This window comes from Paenibacillus lacisediminis, assembly GCF_046567315.2.
The window spans coordinates 225839-244086 of record NZ_JBKIAX020000008.1; the positions used below are offsets into that span (position 1 = coordinate 225839).

Annotated in this window: 16 protein-coding genes and 1 pseudogene; 12 read left to right on the forward strand and 5 right to left on the reverse strand. The window is 56.6% G+C overall.

From position 1 onward, the window contains the following. The first annotated feature begins 75 nt into the window (after window positions 1–75). The 3 genes and pseudogenes from ACLD72_RS17535 to ACLD72_RS17545 all read left to right on the forward strand — a co-directional run bounded on the left by ACLD72_RS17535 (window position 76) and on the right by ACLD72_RS17545 (window position 2543). The gene (locus tag ACLD72_RS17535) at window positions 76–678 is read left to right on the forward strand and encodes an ECF transporter S component (RefSeq protein WP_410998641.1); all 603 of its coding nucleotides are present in this window, start codon (window positions 76–78) and stop codon (window positions 676–678) included. Continuing rightward, window positions 675–1133, forward strand: a pseudogene (locus ACLD72_RS17540) (ABC transporter ATP-binding protein); the annotation flags it as partial. The gene ACLD72_RS17535 and the pseudogene ACLD72_RS17540, both read left to right, overlap by 4 nt. Window positions 1134–1322: 189 nt before the next feature. Beyond that, the gene (locus ACLD72_RS17545) at window positions 1323–2543 is read left to right on the forward strand and encodes an ABC transporter ATP-binding protein (RefSeq protein WP_458476087.1); all 1221 of its coding nucleotides are present in this window, start codon (window positions 1323–1325) and stop codon (window positions 2541–2543) included. Window positions 2544–3705: 1162 nt separating this feature from the next. Here the strand turns inward: ACLD72_RS17545 and ACLD72_RS17550 are convergent. Beyond that, window positions 3706–3828 carry a hypothetical protein gene (locus ACLD72_RS17550; RefSeq protein ID WP_458476077.1) on the reverse strand — a complete coding sequence of 41 codons (123 nt, stop codon included), beginning with the start codon at window positions 3826–3828 and terminating at the stop codon, window positions 3706–3708. 100 nt (window positions 3829–3928) lie between these two features. Beyond that, window positions 3929–5857 (reverse strand): hypothetical protein, encoded by a 1929-nt coding sequence (locus tag ACLD72_RS17555; protein WP_458476078.1) that lies wholly within the window; start codon window positions 5855–5857, stop codon window positions 3929–3931. Window positions 5858–6199: 342 nt separating this feature from the next. Between ACLD72_RS17555 and ACLD72_RS17560 the strand changes: the two genes are divergently transcribed. The 3 genes from ACLD72_RS17560 (at window position 6200) to ACLD72_RS17570 (ending at window position 8402) form a co-directional block, all read left to right on the forward strand. Next, window positions 6200–7765 (forward strand): DHA2 family efflux MFS transporter permease subunit, encoded by a 1566-nt coding sequence (locus ACLD72_RS17560; protein ID WP_410998635.1) that lies wholly within the window; start codon window positions 6200–6202, stop codon window positions 7763–7765. A gap of 97 nt (window positions 7766–7862) precedes the next feature. Then, window positions 7863–8207, forward strand: coding sequence for a hypothetical protein (locus ACLD72_RS17565; RefSeq protein WP_251592233.1), 345 nt, complete (start codon window positions 7863–7865; stop codon window positions 8205–8207). 21 nt (window positions 8208–8228) lie between these two features. After that, window positions 8229–8402 (forward strand): hypothetical protein, encoded by a 174-nt coding sequence (locus ACLD72_RS17570; protein WP_251592231.1) that lies wholly within the window; start codon window positions 8229–8231, stop codon window positions 8400–8402. Between the two features lie 62 nt (window positions 8403–8464). Here the strand turns inward: ACLD72_RS17570 and ACLD72_RS17575 are convergent, their stop codons facing one another. After that, complete coding sequence (locus ACLD72_RS17575; RefSeq protein WP_251592229.1) at window positions 8465–8935, reverse strand: MarR family winged helix-turn-helix transcriptional regulator; 471 nt, start codon at window positions 8933–8935, stop codon at window positions 8465–8467. Between the two features lie 530 nt (window positions 8936–9465). On the opposite strand from ACLD72_RS17575, the gene ACLD72_RS17580 reads away from it, so the two are divergent. The 3 genes from ACLD72_RS17580 (at window position 9466) to ACLD72_RS17590 (ending at window position 12498) form a co-directional block, all read left to right on the forward strand. Then, the gene (locus tag ACLD72_RS17580) at window positions 9466–10434 is read left to right on the forward strand and encodes an MFS transporter (RefSeq protein WP_458476088.1); all 969 of its coding nucleotides are present in this window, start codon (window positions 9466–9468) and stop codon (window positions 10432–10434) included. Between the two features lie 73 nt (window positions 10435–10507). Then, complete coding sequence (locus tag ACLD72_RS17585; RefSeq protein ID WP_410998632.1) at window positions 10508–11212, forward strand: ABC transporter ATP-binding protein; 705 nt, start codon at window positions 10508–10510, stop codon at window positions 11210–11212. Window positions 11213–11226: 14 nt separating this feature from the next. Further along, window positions 11227–12498 (forward strand): ABC transporter permease, encoded by a 1272-nt coding sequence (locus ACLD72_RS17590; protein WP_410998630.1) that lies wholly within the window; start codon window positions 11227–11229, stop codon window positions 12496–12498. A gap of 268 nt (window positions 12499–12766) precedes the next feature. On the opposite strand, the gene ACLD72_RS17595 is transcribed toward ACLD72_RS17590, so the two are convergent. After that, window positions 12767–14068 (reverse strand): NAD(P)/FAD-dependent oxidoreductase, encoded by a 1302-nt coding sequence (locus ACLD72_RS17595; RefSeq protein ID WP_410998628.1) that lies wholly within the window; start codon window positions 14066–14068, stop codon window positions 12767–12769. Window positions 14069–14240: 172 nt separating this feature from the next. Here ACLD72_RS17595 and ACLD72_RS17600 point away from each other — a divergent pair, with 172 nt between their 5' ends. The 3 genes from ACLD72_RS17600 (at window position 14241) to nadE (ending at window position 17497) form a co-directional block, all read left to right on the forward strand. Next, window positions 14241–15941, forward strand: a complete 1701-nt coding sequence (locus tag ACLD72_RS17600) for a two-component system sensor histidine kinase NtrB (protein WP_410998626.1) — start codon at window positions 14241–14243, stop codon at window positions 15939–15941. A gap of 197 nt (window positions 15942–16138) precedes the next feature. Beyond that, the gene (locus tag ACLD72_RS17605) at window positions 16139–16573 is read left to right on the forward strand and encodes a BrxA/BrxB family bacilliredoxin (RefSeq protein WP_410998624.1); all 435 of its coding nucleotides are present in this window, start codon (window positions 16139–16141) and stop codon (window positions 16571–16573) included. Between the two features lie 114 nt (window positions 16574–16687). Further along, window positions 16688–17497: an ammonia-dependent NAD(+) synthetase gene (gene nadE / locus ACLD72_RS17610; protein ID WP_251592218.1), complete on the forward strand. Its 810-nt coding sequence runs from the start codon at window positions 16688–16690 to the stop codon at window positions 17495–17497. Between the two features lie 61 nt (window positions 17498–17558). Here the strand turns inward: nadE and ACLD72_RS17615 are convergent, their stop codons facing one another. Further along, window positions 17559–18167 carry a 3'-5' exonuclease gene (locus tag ACLD72_RS17615; RefSeq protein ID WP_410998622.1) on the reverse strand — a complete coding sequence of 203 codons (609 nt, stop codon included), beginning with the start codon at window positions 18165–18167 and terminating at the stop codon, window positions 17559–17561. Between the last annotated feature and the right edge of the window lie 81 nt (window positions 18168–18248).

Consider the following 18248-nt stretch of genomic DNA (forward strand, 5'->3'; position numbering starts at 1 on the left):
TTGACGCGCCGTGATTGTTAACCTAAATTTTAATTTGTGGTTAACAATTGATTGGGAGAGGATGACAAAACAGATATGAACGAATCGACGAAAAAAACCGCTTTTGCCAAATTTACGACGCTGGATATCGTGCTGATGGCTATGCTGGCGGCGGCCAACGCGGTGATGACCGTATATTTGTCGCCGGTTAATCAAGCATTGAACGGACTAGGGGGGCCTATCGCGACTTCGACGATTACCGGTTTGTACATGGTTTACGGATTGCTGGCCTATTACATTATCCGCAAGCCGGGCACAGGGCTGATTACATACGGAATCGGGGCGGTGGTGCAGTCGTTTATGGGTTCCGCCTACGGTATCGTTTCCTGCTTTGCCGCTGCGGCTTGTTATCTTGTGATCGCTGAGGGGATTTTTGCGCTGACGCGTTATAAAAAGTGGGGCTGGACGGTCGTGCTGGCGACCGGTGGCGCGATGGTGCCGGTTTGGTTTTTCTTTGCCGCGCAGATGTTCGGTTATACGAAATGGGGAACCGGGGTGCTGTTGACCGCGCTCGTGGTCCGCACTTTGAGCGGAGTTGTTTTCTGCGGGCTGCTGACGAAACTGATCGGCGACGGGTTGGCGCGCAGCGGACTGCTGCGCCGGTTTGCGGTCAGCCGGGGAGCGAAAAGCCTGACATGACGGCTCCGGCCTTTGATTTGGAGCGAGTCGGCTACAGTTTTGAGGCGGGGGTGGAACCGGTGCTGCGCGAAGTAACGCTCCGCGCGGCCGCCGGGGAGTGGATTGCCGTAGCCGGAGCAAGCGGCAGCGGCAAATCGGTTCTGGCCCAGCTGCTGAGCGGGTATCTCCCGCGCTCCGGGGGCGGCGTGCGGACGGGCCGGCTGCTCGTCTTCGGCGCGGACCCCGCGGAGGCGGAAATCGCCGCCGTAGCACAGCGCATCGGGGTCGTGTTTCAGGATCCCGATGCGCAGCTCGTGCAGGGCCGGGTCGAAGACGAGGTCGCCTTCGGCCCGGAAAACCTGCGCGTGCCCGCCGCCGGCATCGAGCGGCGGGTCGCGGATGCGCTGACGGCGGTGCAGCTGACGCCGCAGCGGATGGTGCGCGTGCACGCGCTGTCCGGCGGCCAGCGCCAGCGCACGGCGATCGCTGCGGCGCTGGCGCTGGAGCCGCCGCTGCTCGTGTTTGACGAGCCGGCGGCCAGCTTGGACGCCGCCGCGAGGTCGCGGCTGCTGGCGCTGCTGCGCCGCCTGCACCGCGAAGGCCGGACCGTCGTGACGCTGTCCGGCCGGATCGACGAGCTCGCGGCTGCGGCGCCGCGGCTCGTCGTGTTGGACGCCGGCACCGTCGTTATGGACGGTCCGGCGGACGAGCTCATCCGCGGCGAACGCGCGCGGATGGAGGGGCTGGGGCTGCTGCCGCGAGGCGCAGCAGCAGCCCGGGGCGGCGCGGCGGGCGCGGTACCGCCGCCACGGGCCGTCGGCACCGCCGCCGCAGGCGAAGCGGCTGCGCCGACGGCGGCCTTGGGCCGGGCGCAGCCCCGGGCCGGCTCTATGGCCGCCGCGGGGCCGCAAAACGGGGGGGCAGGCGCTAGCCATACAGCCCTCCCGGCAGCGGTCCCTTCGGCGGCAAGCGCACCAACGCTCACGGATGCCGCTCCCAGCGCTGTTGCAGTAGCGCCTCCATTGACCGCCGCCAAAGGGGCCATCACCGCCGCGGAGGCCGGGTTTCCGCCGGCGGCTCCTGAAGAGGCTGGCCTGCCGCAGCCGCTGCCCGCCATCACTGCAGGCGCCCACCTGCCGCAGCCGCCGCTTGCCAACGCCGCGCCGCCAGCCGAGCAGGCGCCCGCAGCCGCCCCGCTGCTCGCAGTGCGGGGCCTGACCTTCGCTTACGCCCCTAAAAGTGCGCCGGTACTCTCCGGTGTCGACTTAACGCTGGGCCCTGGCGAATGGCGGCTGCTGTGCGGCGAAAACGGCTCCGGCAAAACGACCTTGTCCCGGCTGCTCATGGGGCTGCTCCGTCCGCCCAAAGGCGCGGTCTTTTGGCGGGGCAAGGATGCGGCCCGACTGTCTTTGTACAAGCTGGCGGCGGACATCGGCTATGTCTTCCAGCAGCCGGAGCAGCAGTTCGTCGCCGCCACCGTGTGGGACGAGCTGCTGTACGGACCACGCTGCCAGCTGCGCCTGAAGAAACGCGATCCACTGCCGGAGGCGCTTAACCGGCGGGCGCTCGAGCTGCTCGAAACGATCGGGCTTCAGAACAAGCCCGGGGTTTCACCCTATTTGCTGAGCGGAGGAGAAAAGCGCCTGCTCAGCATCGCCGCGTCGATGATCAGCCCCAAAAAGCTGTACATCCTCGACGAGCCGACGGCCGGCATCGATTATAACGGCGTGCGCATGCTGATCGCCCTTTGCCGCCAGGCTCTGGCCGGCGGCGCTTCGCTGATCGTGATCACCCATGAGCCTGAGCTTTTTGCAGGAAATCCGGTTGGGCAGTGGTCGATGCGCGAAGGCAGGTTGGTAACTACGGGTTCATCCGGAACGGAATGAGCCAACCGCAGAAAATGTATAATAAGAATTTAGGTTCAACCTAATCATCAGTGCTTGACAGTCAAGCCGGCAACAGACCGTGGCCTGAAGCGAGACTCGTGATCCGGGGGCTTTGCACGATTATCCCGTTTGATCGGGTGACTTGGCTGCCTGAACCAGAGGGATAATCGTGCAAAGTGATTTGGAGAGACAACACCCCCTATCTCCGTCATCTTTTATTTTGTCAAGCACTGATTTTGGTCTTGAGCCAGAATTTAACCGTACTTTTTATGACAGACTGTACTTTTTGCACTTAACCTGGAAATCGGCGCATGACTAACGGGTTAATCTCGAAGAATCAAGCTATCCGGAACATTTTCTACGCTAACGGTTGTCATCGAGCTTATTCGACCGAAAAGGCAGATATTTCTTTTTTAACGGTTGTATTCGCGCTTATTTAGGCGAAACCACCCCACTACTGCCGATAAAACGGATAATAAGCTCGATGGCAACCGTTACATTTCGTATCCGCTCTTTTTTACCCAATTAGCGTCGCTCACAACCGTTAGATTTTTTTCGCACTTTTTTACACTATTCCACTTATCCCGCAATCAAGCACCGATTTTTGTTTTTGAGCCACTTTTTTGGTTCTACCTAGAAATATCGGAAGTAGGTGTAGGGAGTGCGCTTAACATCCGGCTATTCTAACCACCAATCTAACTGGCAACCTAGCGACCAACCGAACAAAGACCAACCGAACAACGACCAACCGTCGGCCATCAAAATAGCGGAACTTTATGTACTTATTATCCGGAGCCTAACGTATTCATCGCCATTAGCGGCATTTTTTGGCCTTATTTTCCTATGGATAGTCCAGAACACGAGCATTTCCATACGACCAGGGAAAATAGCGACATAAATTTCCGCTATTTCTCGCAAATGGATGGATGCCGCTGGAATAACGACATTTTTTGTCCTTATTTTTATCCTGGAGTTCTCGGGGTCAGGTAGCTGGGTGATGTAGGTTTTTTCGGCGCAATACAACTCTTGCGAGGCTGGGGCAAAAGCAACAAACCCGAACCAAGTTCGGGCTTGTTGTTAAGGTTCGGGCTTGTTATCCAGGCTGTGAGGCTATTTCAAGCCGTCCGCCGTTTCAGGGGCAGAAGGTGCAACTGGAGCCCATCTACAGCAGGTTCGGCCAGCATTCCAGGCTACTCGTCTGTCTTAGCGGGCGTCTCGCCAACTGGCAGCCCCACCAGTCCCGCGCCAGCTTCAGGCTTGACCGGCATGACGGTGTTTCTGTCACCAGCGGGGCGCCCCGCCAGTCCCCCGTCCGCTTCAGGCTCGACGGGCCCAGCCGGTGTTTCGATCACCGGCTGCCCCACCAGCCCCGCATCCGCTTCAGGTTAGGCCGGGTCTACCGGTGATTCCACCACCGGCGGCACCTCAGGCCCTTCATTCACTTCATTTACTTCATTCACTTCCGGCACTTCCGGCGCTTCCGGGGCCGATGGCTGCTCATCCACCGGTTCGGGCGGACCAGGCACCTGCGGCACCGGTACGTACGGCTTCACGACCAGCACGCTTGCCGTAAAGGTGTGCTCCCGGAAAACGGCCGTCACGGAAGTGAACCCTGGCTTGAGGCCGAGGAGATAGCCGCGCTCATTCACTTGAGCGATTTCGGGATCGGCGATCGTAAACTGGGTTTCCCCGTTCACGATCGAGGCGTGGCCCAACTCGTCGGTGAAGAAGGCTAGGGTATCCAGTTCACCGCCGGCCATCAGCGAATAATCCTCCGAGTCCAGGTAAAACCGTCCGGGCGTTTCGGAAGGGTTATCCGTCACGGCCACCGTCACCGGCAGCTTTGCGGAGAAGCCTTCATATTCGGCGACGATTTCCGTTGTCCCAGGGGACAGTCCGGTAATAAATCCGTCACTATCCACGGCGGCGATCTCCGGATTCAGTGAGGTGAGTACGGCCTGGTTCGTAATGACCGCCGCGGTTCCATCCGCATAGACCGCTTGAACGACGCTAGGCCGGCGTTCGCCGACGCCAAGCTCCAGGGCCGGTTGATCAAACCGGAGTTCCTGCAAATTCGCCGGGGGCTGCTGGCCTTGGCCCTTCACCTTGATTAGTTGCATCAAGGGAAGGCTGTTCTTTTCTCTAATTTCACCCGTCATGAGAAAGCCGCCATCCGCGGTGTACGTACCTTTCCCGACCGAGTCCAATCCCGGGCTTGCAAACTGAAGATGTCCGGTTACTTCCCCGTCGTTGTCGATCCGCAAAATTTGATACTGCGTCTGCTGATCCGGATAGTCGCCGGTGGTGTAACTTCCCAGCAACGCATAGCCATCCGGGGTCGAAACTAGCTGACGGAAGAAATGTTCCCCCTCCGCAAACGGGTAGGTTTTCTCCCATAGGATCTCTCCGTTACCGTCCATTTTGAATACGAACGTGACTCGCATTCCGTCTTGATACATCATCCCGGAAATGATAAAGCTCCCGTCCGGAGTCATCTGTGCGGACCAAGCGGAGCGGCCGCTGCCGGGAAACACTTGCTGTTTTTCCCATTCCACTTCGCCGTTCGCGTCCACTTTCACGACCAGGGAGGCGTCGGAATCCGAAGTTGCCGTACTGTCGATTCTACCGACTGCCAGCACCCCGCCGTCCGAAGTGCTCAATACTTCACTAAAAGACTGGTTGTCACCAATCCACCAGGTTTTATGCCACACCTCATTTCCTTCCCGATCCACTTTCAGCAGGTAAACCGGAGCCAAAAACCCGGAATTGGCGCTGTACCCCGTAACAACGAACCCGCCATCCGCAGTCTCGCTTACGGATCCAGCATAAAAATGAGTGTAATCCAAAAGGTGGTAGTAGCGGGACCACTCGACGTTTCCCTGTTCGTCCAGCTTGGCCAAATAGGGAAGGGTGGTTGCCGGTCTTTCCGTCCGGTCCATCGTTGACCCGCCCACCAAATAACCGCCATCGCGTACAGGAATGATCTCAGAGACCGAAACGTCTTCTATATCGGGTTCTCCGTCAACATCCAAGGTTTTCTCCCATAGGGTGCGGCCATGTTCATCCACTTTTATGACGTAACCATAAAAATTTGAAATGGTGGATACATCCCCGATGGCAACGTATCCTCCGTCCGCAGCGGAGACAACCGCTTTTCCTTTCGCCGTTCTAAAAGCTTGTCCGTAATCGGAGCTCCACTCGACTTTCGGCGTCCCCGGCTCCGGCTGCTCCGCAGACGCGGCGGCCATACCGTTCCAGGGCCAACCTGTCCAGGCCAGCAGGCAGCTGAAGGATATTGCAATTAGTCTTTTCAAAAATAGTGACATCAGCGCTCTCCTCTCAAAATGGTTATCAAGGAATATTCCTCCATTTTATTATCAAGGAAGCCGGATGGACAGGGAATCCCGCTAAACGCTTATTTCCAGAATGTTGTAAAATGGTCATCGGGACATATAAGGGTAATGAAGCCGGGACTAAACAACCGTGCGGCAACGGGATCGCAGTCCGGGTTTCCTATGACTGTAAAGCAAGCGGGACTATAATAGAAGCCGGGCGGTTGCCTGTACTAAACTGGACAACGGATCGGAGAAAATCGCTCCGGACCGCGGTCCTTTTCTTTTCCAGCGTGTTCCATTATAATTTGAGTTTACGGATGAATGACATGTAGTGTGAGAGGAAAGGAAGTTTTACCTTTGAAAACCGGGTTACAACGCAATTATATTTTGCTGGGGCTGCTGCTTTCGACATTTCTGGCGGCGATCGAAGGGACGGTGATCGGGCCGGCCGGGCCGAGAATCGTTGGCGATCTGGGCGGGGCGCATTTGCTGAGCTGGGTGTTTACCGCCTATTTGCTGACGATGACCGTGGCGACGCCGATTTTTGGGAAGATCAGCGACCTTTACGGAAGACGGCCGGTGTTCGTCATCAGCTCGCTGCTGTTTTTGGCTGGTTCGATATTTTCCGGGATGGCCCAGAACATGGAGCAGCTGATCGGCTTTCGGGCGCTGCAGGGGATCGGCGCGGGCGGATTGCTTCCGGTGACGTTTACGATTATCGGCGATATTTTTTCCATAGAAGAACGCGCCAAAATCCAGGGCTGGATCAGCTCCGTCTGGGGGATTTCCTCGCTCGTCGGGCCGCTGCTGGGCGGTTATTTCGTCGATTCGCTCAACTGGCGCTGGGTGTTCTATTTCAATATACCGTTCGGATTGCTGTCGTTATTTTTTATCATTAAATATTTGCGGGAACGGGTGGAGAAAAGAAAAGTCAAAATCGATGTTGCAGGTGCGCTAACCTTGACGCTCGGGGTCGGCGCTTTATTGATCGGACTTGCGACCGGCGGCCAGCAGCTTCCCTGGAGTTCGCCGTGGATGATCCTGATCCTGGCGCTGGCAGTCTGTTCGCTGATCCTCTTTTTTATCGTTGAGAAAAAAGCCTCCGAACCGCTTGTACCGCTGAAGCTGTTCCGGGTGCGGGACATCGCTTACTCGAATCTGGCCAGCCTTGTGGCCAGCGCCTTGCTGATCGGGCTGACCTCCTATTTGCCGCTGTGGGTGCAGGGAGTGCGCGGGGAAAGCGCCACCGCCTCGGGCCTGATCCTGGCGCCGATGTCGATCGGCTGGATGCTCGGCTCCGTGCTGGGCAGCCGGATGCTCATTACCCGCGGCTCGCGTCTGACCTCTTTGATCGGGATGACGGTGGTTGCCGTCGGCGCCGGCGGGCTCGCGTTCATGACGGAGGGAACGCCGCTGCTCCCGCTGCTGCTGTTTAACGCCTTGTACGGGATCGGCTTCGGCTTTTCGTTCGCCGTATTTACGATCATCGCCCAATCGTCGGTGGGGTACAGCCTGCGGGGCGCTTCCAACGCTTTGAATTCGTTCGTCAAATCGATCGGGCAAACGATCGGTGTTACCGTTTTCGGCACGCTGATCAATCTGCAAATCGCCGTCAAAACCAAAGACCTCGCCGCTTCGGGCATCGAGGTTTCCCAAAGCGACATCGACCAGCTGCTGTCGCCGGAGAAGGTGCATCTGCTGCCTCGCGATCTGTGGAGCGAGTTAAAACATGTGCTTGGAGCCAGCCTGCACTCGTTGTTTATGGTGATGGCGGTGTTGGCCGTGATCGGTGTTCTTTTCGTATTGGGGCTGCGCAACCGGGCCCCGGGACCGGACGATGAACAGGAGGATGAAGCAAGCACGGCGCCGGACGCTTCCGGAGTTTAACCGGGGAAGGGCGGCCGGCCTGCGGCCGTTTTAACCGCCGGTGCGGTATAAAAAAAGCCTCCCCTCCGCATCTTAACGGGAAAGGGGAGGTGTTACCATGAGTAAGGAACAAATGAACGTGGATCAGAACACGCTCGTAGACGCGTGGAAAAAACAGCTTCCGGAGTACTTGAACCCCGGAGATTCGGCCAAGGTTCAGGCCGACATGGCGAATCCCCAAGGTTTGCGGATTCATATCAACGCAGCGGGCCATCAAATGTTTTCCTTTGATTTTTCCTGCTCCTACATGGACCCGCGCGAGGTTCGTGTGGAACTGGTCGATGTTGAACGCGCCGGGCAGACGGTTGCCGAACACACCGCGCAAATCCAGGAGCTGACGGGGGATTACGTCCGTCATATTCACGAATGTGCCCAAGCTCTCGGACAGCTCACGAACCCATGACGAGAAAGCGAGGATAAGCGAATGGCCAAAGGCAAGGCAGGGGCAGACAAAAACCTGACCAACGTCGTTTCCGATTTGGAGCGTGATCCGGTCAACAGTCATGAGGCCCAGCAAATGCAGCAAGCGGTCAACGATCGAAGACACCGGGACGCCTTGAACCACCATAAAAACAAGGATATGGACCCTTCACATTAGCCGTAATCAAAAAGCCTGCATCTCTTGGTTCACACACAAGAGCGCAGGCTTTTTGCATCAGATTAACCTTTACGCGCCAGCGGGGCCAGCTTTTCCGCTTCGCGTCCCATCTTTTTCAGCAGATTGATCATGATGTTTTTCTCTTCATCGTTCAGGCCGCTTAAGGCATAATCGATCCGGTTGGCAAATTCGGGATACAGCTGATCCATCAGCGCTTGCCCTTTGGAGGTAAGCTCCGCGTAAATAACGCGCCGGTCGCGCGGGCAGGGGGTGCGGTGCAGCAGACCCGCCGTTTCCAGCTTGTCGATCACGTAAGTCACGTTGCCGCTCTGCAGCAGCAGCTTGGCGCCGATTTGTTGGATCGGCTGCGAGCCCTTGTAATACAACACCTCCAGCACGGCAAAGGCCGTCGGGTTGAAGCCTTGAATTTTGCTTCCGGTCACGGCGTGTTCGTTAACGCTTTTGAAGGATTTGGCAAAAACCCGGTACAAATGCATGGACAAATCCGTGCCGATTTCCTCAGTCTTTAACATATACATCCCGCCTTATCTTATATTTGTGAATAATTTTACATAGGTGAATTATTGCTATCGTAAAACAATCGGAATTTTAAAAAAATATAATTTATCACAATTTGCGGCTTTTTAATGTAAAAAAGTTACAGTATTACAACCCGTTTGCACCTAGTAGACGATTCTGGAAATAACGTTAGCATGATGGCAAGTGAAGACTTGAGAAAACGGCAAAATTAGTCTATTGAAGATCTCGGGTACAACATAAAGGAAGAAAAGGGCGCTATTTCAGCGACATCCCCCATGTTGCGTAAAATAGAGGAATTTTATGGCGCTATTTTCACGATTTAGTGGCGAAAGACCACCTTCCGACCTGTTCATCGAAAAATAAGACCCCAAAGTTCCCCTATGGTGATGAATAGGCTCAAATTCGGAAAATAAGGCCCAAAAGTTCCTCTATTTCATGGGGATGATACTAAGAGCACAAGACTAATAGGAAACAAAGCGATCCATAGCCCCCGTCCGCAGATAAGCCATATTATTTCCGGATCATTCTACTAAATCTATTTGACGTTATGTTTTCGCCGGCCCAAAACGGGAAAATCAAAGAGATCGTTCCGCCGGAGCAGATGGAGCAGGCGGTGTCCTACAGCGCGATCATCGAGCAGGGCAGCAAAATCATCGGCCCTGCCTTGGGCGGGATGCTAACGGCTGTCTTTGGCGTGGCGGTTTGCTTTGTTATCGATGGGGCGACCTTTCTCGTGTCCGCCGCTATTTTGTGCGCGGTTCCGGGTAAGCCGGCGAGAGTGGGCGCGCCTGACATTACGCGGCAGACGGCTTCCGTGAAAGGGGCGGGCAAGGCTGGATTTTGGCGGGAGGCTTCGGCCAGCATGCGGATCATCGCGGGCATCCCGCTGATCGCCTTCGGTACGTTGACGCTGTGCATGGTGCTGCTTGTACTGCAGATTGCCGATTCTCAAGCCGTCGTGCTGTTCCGGGAAATTCCCGGGGTGGCGGACGATTTGCTGGGCTGGTGCATCGCGCTGAGCGGAGGCGGTACACTGGTTGCCGCCGCTATGAACCGGATGCTCGGGCGCTGGTCGCCGCTGATCAGGATGGGCGCCGGAGCTGCGCTGCTGGGATGCGTGTTTGCCCTCGCCGGTTTCGCGGTGCTGTTCAGCCCTTCCGGCCAATGGTTGTCCGCCGCGATTATGCCGCTCTTTTTTGTGGCCGGCTTAGGCGCGGGCATGACGTTTATCCCGTTTCAAGTCACGCTTCAGCAGCGGACCCCGGAAGCTTTTACCGGGCGCGTCTTCGGTACGGTGAACAGCTTGACTTCGACGGCCGCGGTTGCGGGACCGCTTGGCGGCGGGGTTCTGGTAACGGCTTTCGGTCCGGAGCCGGCGTTTATTTTGTCGGGGGGACTGGTGGCGCTCATCGGCCTGCTGCTGCTTTTGTTCAGTCCGGCCATTCTGCAACGCGACTATACCCAATGCGAAGCGGCAGCGCCAGGCGCTTGAAGCCTGCCCTCGTGTCCCCCCCTCCCGGTTAAGGTATAATCATAGTATTACAATCTACGGCAGGTGAAAGATTTTGACAGATGTACTATTGGACGTGGCGATCCGCAAGGCCGGATACGAACCCGAAAAGGCCACGATCGAAAACGTTTCGTTCCAGGTGAGGCCGGGGCGGCTAACCGGGCTGATCGGCCCGAACGGGGCGGGAAAAAGCACGACATTAAAGGCCATTCTCGGCCTGCTGCCTTACGCGGATGCCGAGGTGCGGTTTCGTGGCGGGTCCGAGCGTTACGCTTATATTCCGGAGCATCCCGTCTATTTTGACACGTTAACGTTATGGGAGCATCTGGGGCTGGCTGCGGCCGTTTACGGCATGGAGGAACAAAGCTTCGAACGGGAGGCGGGGCTGTTGCTGGAAAAATTCCGCATGACGAAGGTGAAGGATCATCTTCCGGACGGATTCTCCAAAGGCATGCGCCAGAAAATGATGCTGATGGTTGGATTTCTCGGCCGCCCGGACATATATATCGTCGACGAGCCTTTTATCGGGCTTGATCCGCGGGCGACCAAGGATTTTCTCAGCCTGCTTGAGGAAGAGCGGCGGCGCGGGGCCGGCGTGCTAATGTCCACGCACGTGCTGGATACGGCGGAGCGGGTTTGCGACGATTTTATTCTCGTGTCGGATGGCCGCACCCAAGCCGGCGGAACGCTGGACGATATTCGCGCCGCCGCTTCACTGCCGGGGGCGTCGCTGTTCGACTGCTTCGACGCTTTGACCTAAGGAGACAATGCCGCATGAAAAATATAACGTCCTTAACCGTAAACCGTTTGTTCTTCCGAAGGTGGAGGGATCGTCTGCGGCTGCAGCTCGGCGTCCTGCGCAGCACTTTTGATCTAACGATCTTGCTGTATATCGGCATCCCCGGGCTGCTGCTGGGAGGGCGGGCCTACTATGGGCTCTGGCGGGACGAGCTCCCGGCCTGGCTCGTTTCGCTGCCGTTTGCGGCCGTTCCGGCGCTGCTGCTGTTCCTGGTGTACTCCCTAGGCGGGCTGTCGCTTTATATCGAAGCCGCCGATGTATTGTTTCTCAGGCAGCGCCCCCGCTGGATAAAGGGGCTGATGCTGCGTGGATGGAGGTTATCCATGGCGAGGCAGGCCGCGGTATTGTGCGCGGTTTTTGCGGTGTTAAGCCCGCTGCTTGTCCGGGTGTACGGGATGAGCGGGACCGCCATCGCCGCCTGGATTGCCGTGACATACGGCCTCAAGGCCGTGCAAATGCTGTTGGCCAATTTGCTGGGTGTCTTGACCACAGGCTGGCGGCGCATCATATACAGCTGGTTGTCCTATGGCTTGCTTAGCGCCGTTTTTTTGGTTTGGGCATCCGCCGCAGGGGCGGCAGTCGGAGCGGCAAGCTTTCTGCTTGCCGTGCTGGCTGCCGCCATGTTAGCGGCCGCGCTTGCAAGGTGGAGGTTCCGGCTTAAAGGGCGGTTTGATGCTGAAGTTCGTGAAGAGGAACGGCAAAAAACGAAGCTGATCGCGCTTTTGCTGGCTTCCGCCATCGACAAGCCGAAAGCGCCGAAGCCGGGAGCGAGGCCCTGGCTGTTCCGGCGCTGGCGCCGGCTGCTGCCGTCGCGCAGTCCGGAGGCGAGGGTCGCGGAAGCGCTCGTCAAAGCTTTTTTTCGCGGCAGCGAGCTGAAGCTGTACGGGCAATTGATCCTGGCCGGCCTGGCCGCGCTCGTTATTCCGCCTTATCCGGTGAATGCCATCGTTTATATCGTTTTGATTTTTGTGCTGATGTATTGGTTAAGCGGACATCTGCGCGCCTTTTTTGCCAGGGATGGCATGCAGATGCTGAATCCCGGGGAAATGCTGGAGTACCGCACGGCCGTTCCGGCGATGACCTTGCTGCTGCTTCCCGGACTGGTTTGCTTTACGGCCGGGCTTGGGGTCACCTTGTATCCGCCGCTTTGGGGAGGCCTGGGGGCGATTCCCTGCGGAGTTTTGCTGGCGATCGTGTTGGGCGGCTTTTATGGAAAGATCGGAATCTTGCTTCTGCGCAGATCGTAAAACTTGCTTCTGAAATCTTGAGCGTTGGTGACGGCAGATCCGACCGCAAGCAGGCTAACGGACCTGAAAGCCCTTATTGGCCTGAAAAGCCGCCGTTTTAATTTCTAACGGACAGGGGAGCCCTTATTTGCTTGAAAATGGCCGGATACGTGCTCCAAAATGCCGAATAAGGTCTGTGGTGTCCGTTACATTTTGAAAACTGTTGATTTCACCCAAATAACGGCACTAGGGTCCGTTAGGATTGGCACTACTGTCCCGGTTCGATCTGCTAGGCATAGCTTCCGCTCTCCAGCGCCGCCAGCCCGGCGTGATGCCCAGCGGTGTAACCGGTCGCGAAGGCGGCCGTGATGTTATAACCGCCGGTATAGCCGTGGATGTCCAAAATTTCGCCGCAAAAATACAGCCCTGACATCAGCTTCGAGCCCATCGTCCGCGGATCGACTTCTTTGAGGTTGACGCCTCCGCCGGTGACGAACGCTTCCTCGAAGGAGCGGGTTCCCGTGACCTTAAGCGTAAAGTTTTTGAGCACGGCGACAAACTGCTGCCAGGGCTCCTTGGGCAGATGCTCGTAGGTCGTATCGGCGGCCAGGCCGGCGCGTTCGAACAGCAGCGGCAGCAGGCGCTCTGGCAAAGTTCCCTTAAACACGTTTTTCAGCGCTTTTTTCGGCTCCGCCGCAGCCATCTGCCGCAGGCGGATTTCCAATTCGCCGGCTTTTTCGCCCGGAAACAGGTCGATGGCCATCGTCACGTCGGCTCCTCCGTTTTTCTGCTTGACGCCCCGGATAAATCCGCTGCAGCGCAAAGCGATCGGGCCGGACAGCCCGAAATGGGTAAACAGCATGTCCCCCCGGTGGGAAACGGCCGGCTTGCCTTTCGCGTTCAGCACGGACAGCTCCACGTCGCGCAGCGACAAGCCCTGCAGCTCCCGGCTTTGAATAAACGGCTCCCGGGAAACGATCGGCACCTCGGTCGGGTAGAGCTCGGTAATCGTATGGCCGGCGGCGGTGGCCCAAGGGTATCCGTCCCCGGTGGAACCGGTATGCGGCACCGATTTTCCGCCGGTCGCCACGATGACCGAGGCGGCGAGCAGCGTTTCGCCGGAGGCCAGCTTCACCCCGCGCACCCGGTCCGTCCCGTATTCGATTGCGCCGACGGGATGGTGAACGAGCAGCCGCACCCCGAGCGCGCGGGCTTTGCCGATCAGCGCGTCGACCACCGTCTTCGCTTTGTCCGAAACCGGAAACATCCTTCCGTTGTCTTCCTCTTTCAGGGCGATCCCCAAGTTTTCAAAAAAGGCGATAATATCCCGGTTGCTGAACAGCGAAAAGGCGCTGTACAGAAAACGGCCGCCCCCCGGGATGTAAGTGATCAGCTCGTCGATTTCCTTATTGTTGGTCACGTTGCAGCGGCCGCCTCCCGATATCCCGAGCTTGCGTCCGAGTTTGTCCCCTTTATCGAGCAGGGCCACCTTCGCGCCTTGTTCGGCCGCGGCGATCGCCGCCATTAACCCGGAAGGTCCCCCTCCGATGACGATAACTTCAAACTTTTCCATGCCGTCGATCCTTTCCATTTGTACTTTCTTACTTATTTATAAAACTCTTGAAATGATGCAACACTGCGGGGCGCATCCACCTGTCCCCTAAAATAATTTATATTTTTCTGAAGCAAGCATTATTGTAAAACTTTGTCGCCTATGTTTTAATCGAACTAGAATGGTATTCTTCCGCCTGAGGAGGGAGAACGTGGAGGCTGTAAAAGAAATCGTATTGCAGGTGCTCATTGCCAGCTTGCCTGCGTTTCTGTTTCCGTTGTCGTATGAAAAAGGAAATTGTCATTTACTGAAAAACGGTGCTGTCGTCAAACGTCTGCCCTACGTCCAGGGATTGACGTTCACGTGCATGTTCAGCATGCTGCTCTGCGCCTTGTTCGCCTGTCGCCTGTGGGGCATCGTTCCTCTTAATTTCGGAATACTGCCGCTGTTTGCGCTCATTCTTTACGGCAGATTTCGGAGCGGGGCCGTCCTTGCGGCGCTTCATATTATAATCTATCCGTTGTACACAATAAACTACACCTTGGCCGGAATCGTATTGGAGACGGGACTGCCGCTTTATCCGCTTGTATTTTTAGCCTCCCGTTATTTCAAAAAGACCAGCCGCCGCGGCAAAGTTGCAATCCTTTCGCTTTGTTTCACGGGCGGCGAGCTGATGATCGGAGCATCTCCGTTCCTGATGGGGAGCCTCCCGATATTTTCCGATTTAAGCGCTTTAATTTCCACTCTTGTTAACGCAGGCGTTGCCGTAGGGGTCGGCAGTTTATTTGTCCATATGGTGGAGAATGCGCTGGAAAAAGAAAAACTCCGCGAGCAGGTTACGGAGCTCTCGCGCGAATATTTCCGCGAGGCCGAACGGCTGCAGCAGATGATGGACGCCGCGCCGCTTGGTATCGTCCTGCTGGATCAGCAAGGTTATATTATATCGATAAACGATACGTTTCTCCAGTTATACAGAATGTACCGCAGCGATGACGAGGTAGCGGCGGCCCGCGAGGAACTGATCTTCCGCAAGCCGGAAGACGTCCTTCACGGTTTGCCGATCGGCGAGCTCGCTTCCCGGGTGGAGACCACGCTTGCGGGAAAAACCAAAACATCCGAGCTGCTGCAAAGCGATGACTATATTTATTTTACCAGCACTACGCCGATCCTAAAAAGCCAGGAAGTCATCGGCGCTGTAGCGATCGTCCAGGACATCACGGAACTGGAGAAGCTCCGTATGGAGCGGGGACACGTCGAACGCATGAGCCTTGTCGGACAAATGGCGGCCGGCATTACGCATGAGCTCCGCAACCCGATGGCTGTCGTTCGCGGTTTTTTGCAGTTGATGCGGGAGAAGAGCCCGTCCAATCTGGACCATTATTACCGGATCGTGTTGGAAGAACTCGACCGGGCCAACGGAATCATCAACGATTTTCTCTCGCTGGCGCAGAACCGCCCGGTGGAAAACGAGCAGTGCAATCTGCACGACATCATCATGGAACTGACGCCTTTATTGTGGGCGGACGCCAATTTGCGCGGACAGACGATCGAAGTTAAGCTGGATGAGCAGGTGCCCGCGCTGCTGCTGAACGTGAAGGAGATCAAGCAACTGCTTTTGAACTTGGCGCGCAACGGCATGGAAGCGATGGACGGAAAAGGGCAGCTGACGCTGGAAACGCGGATGGCCGTTTCCGGTGTGGAGCTGCTTGTTGCCGACACGGGCCCGGGAATACCGGCCAGCCAGCGGGAGAAGCTATTCGAGCCCTTTTATACGACAAAAGAGAAGGGGACGGGGCTTGGACTGGCTTTATGCCTCAGCATCGTCGAGCGCCACCGGGGGAAGATCAGCGTCCGCTCCGAGGAGGGGGAAGGAACGGTGTTTACGGTCTTTTTTCCGTTCGCCGAGGCGTAATGTGTACAGCGAAAAGAATCGCCCCGTTAGGGCGGCCTCCGTCAGGAACGGGCCACCAAACGCGGGGGTTAATCTTGCGCAGTTTGCTTTGCTTTCCAACTTGATGAATGTATAATAGATATAATCCGGCAGCCGGGGGCTACAGGTACTGCAGGCTGCGGGTACCACTTATTTCGTATGCACAAGGAGTGATTTGAATGTCTATGTCATTTGACCAATATATGAGAGACATGGTTCAACCGATGAGAGACGAATTGACCGTACTGGGGGTTCAGGAATTGCGGACTCCGGAAGAGGTTGCGGAGAAGCTGCCTGACGCGAAAGGGACCGCTTTGGTGGTCGTAAACTCCGTCTGCGGCTGCGCGGCAGGCCAATGCCGTCCGGGCGTGGCGAAGGCGCTGCAGCACGACATGACGCCAGACCATCTGTTTACGGTGTTTGCCGGGCAGGATAAGGAAGCGACCGCCAAGGCCCGCGAATATTTCGCGCCGTATCCGCCGTCCTCGCCTTCCATCGCGCTGATGAAGGATGGGGAATTGGTGCATTTTATCGAGCGCCATCAAATCGAAGACCGCTCGGCCGAGGAAATCGCCGCTGATCTTACCAGCGCGTTCGACCGCTTCTGCCGGTAACAGACATGTTTGCAATCCGCGGCAAGGCTATCCGCCTAGCGCCGCAACGCCCCGAGGTTCGGCTCAAATCCGTTACCGCAGGGGCGTTTTACATATAGAGTGGAGGGATGAGGAATGAGTTTACAGCAGGAAATTATTGAGCGTTTGGGTGTAAAACCCGTCATTGACGTTGATGCGGAAATCCGGAGACGCGTCGATTTTTTGAAGGAGCATGTAAAAAGTTCACGGACGACCGGTCTGCTGATCGCCATCAGCGGCGGCATCGACAGCGCCGTGGCGGCCGGCCTGTGTAAACGAGCCACGGATGAGCTGACCCGGGAAACCGGCCAGCCTTACATGACCCTTGGCGTGTTCCAGCCTTACGGGCAGCAGGAAGACATCGAGCACAGCTACGAGGTGGCCAAGGCGTTTGGGCTTGATCATACCGCGGAGACGAACATCGCGGAAGCCGTGGACGAAATTGCGCTGGAGGTGGAGCACGGCCTCAAAAATATCGGCAAACCGCGTCATCTCAGCCCACAGGGCAAAGGCAACGTCAAAGCGCGGACGAGAATGGTGATGCAATACGCGCTCGCCTTTGAATTAAGTTTGTTGGTGGTCGGCACCGATCACGCATCCGAAGCGATCACCGGCTTCTATACTAAATGGGGGGATGGCGCGGTGGACATTACGCCGCTAAGTTCCCTGAACAAGCGGCAGGTTCGCCAGCTCGCCGCCCGCCTGGGCGTGCCGCAGAGCATACTCGACAAAGCGCCGACCGCCGGGCTGTGGGAAGGCCAGACGGACGAGAAGGAGCTTGGAATCAGCTACGAAGACAACAGCGATTATCTGGAAGGCAAAGAGGTTGATCCGGCCATTCGGGAACGGCTGGAATCGTTTTATTTGAAAACGGAGCATAAGCGCAGTCCGATTCCGGGGATTTAACGTTTTACCAGTAATGAGGCCCTTTTGCCTTCCGGATAACGGGGGGCAAAAGGGCTTCATTTCATTGTCCGACTTTTTGCTGTTTTTTTGGCAAAGCTTTAAAAGGAGTATAACCGTCCGCAAACATCGTTCCAGGATTGTAACCTTGGCTGGCGGCAAGCAGGAGCGGGTCAGCCTGCTGTTGTTGCTCCATTAATTTTAATAAAACATAAGCGGCTGCTCTGGCGTCATCAAGGGCATCATGATGATTGAAGCTAATGCCGAAATGCTCGGAGATGACATTTAGTTTATGGGAAGGCAACTCCCGAAGCATCGTCTTTCCAATGCGGTATGTACATAAGTACTGGAAATCAGGATAAGGCAATTCCCCGGCATCCAGACAATGGCGCAGCACGCTTATATCAAAAACGGCATTATGGGCCACGACGATTTCTCCTTGCAGCAGCGGCTCCACAGTCGGCCAAAGCTCCGCAAATGTCGGCTGTCCCTCCACCATGGAAGGAGTAATCCCATGAATCGCGATATTCATCCTGTCAAACGGCTGGAGCGGATCAATCAACCAGGTATGTTCTCTCGTTACCACTCCATTTCTAACTTGAACCAACCCAAGGGAACAGGCGCTGGCACGGCTTGTATTGGCGGTCTCAAAATCAATCGCTGTAAAATTCACTGGTACATCCCCCTATTAATCCGGTCTATCATTCTCCATTCTACTAGTATAGGGGGCAATTACAATGCATGCCATGAAGGA

What these genes read in the sequence shown, in the direction of transcription:
- ACLD72_RS17535 (WP_410998641.1), top strand. Translation starts at nt 76, where the DNA reads ATGAACGAATCGACGAAAAAAACCGCTTTTGCCAAATTTACGACGCTG.
- ACLD72_RS17560 (WP_410998635.1), top strand. Translation starts at nt 6,200, where the DNA reads ATGACATGTAGTGTGAGAGGAAAGGAAGTTTTACCTTTGAAAACCGGG.
- ACLD72_RS17565 (WP_251592233.1), top strand. Translation starts at nt 7,863, where the DNA reads ATGAGTAAGGAACAAATGAACGTGGATCAGAACACGCTCGTAGACGCG.
- ACLD72_RS17570 (WP_251592231.1), top strand. Translation starts at nt 8,229, where the DNA reads ATGGCCAAAGGCAAGGCAGGGGCAGACAAAAACCTGACCAACGTCGTT.
- ACLD72_RS17575 (WP_251592229.1), bottom strand. Translation starts at nt 8,935, where the DNA reads ATGTTAAAGACTGAGGAAATCGGCACGGATTTGTCCATGCATTTGTAC.
- ACLD72_RS17590 (WP_410998630.1), top strand. Translation starts at nt 11,227, where the DNA reads ATGAAAAATATAACGTCCTTAACCGTAAACCGTTTGTTCTTCCGAAGG.
- ACLD72_RS17595 (WP_410998628.1), bottom strand. Translation starts at nt 14,068, where the DNA reads ATGGAAAGGATCGACGGCATGGAAAAGTTTGAAGTTATCGTCATCGGA.
- ACLD72_RS17605 (WP_410998624.1), top strand. Translation starts at nt 16,139, where the DNA reads ATGTCTATGTCATTTGACCAATATATGAGAGACATGGTTCAACCGATG.
- nadE (WP_251592218.1), top strand. Translation starts at nt 16,688, where the DNA reads ATGAGTTTACAGCAGGAAATTATTGAGCGTTTGGGTGTAAAACCCGTC.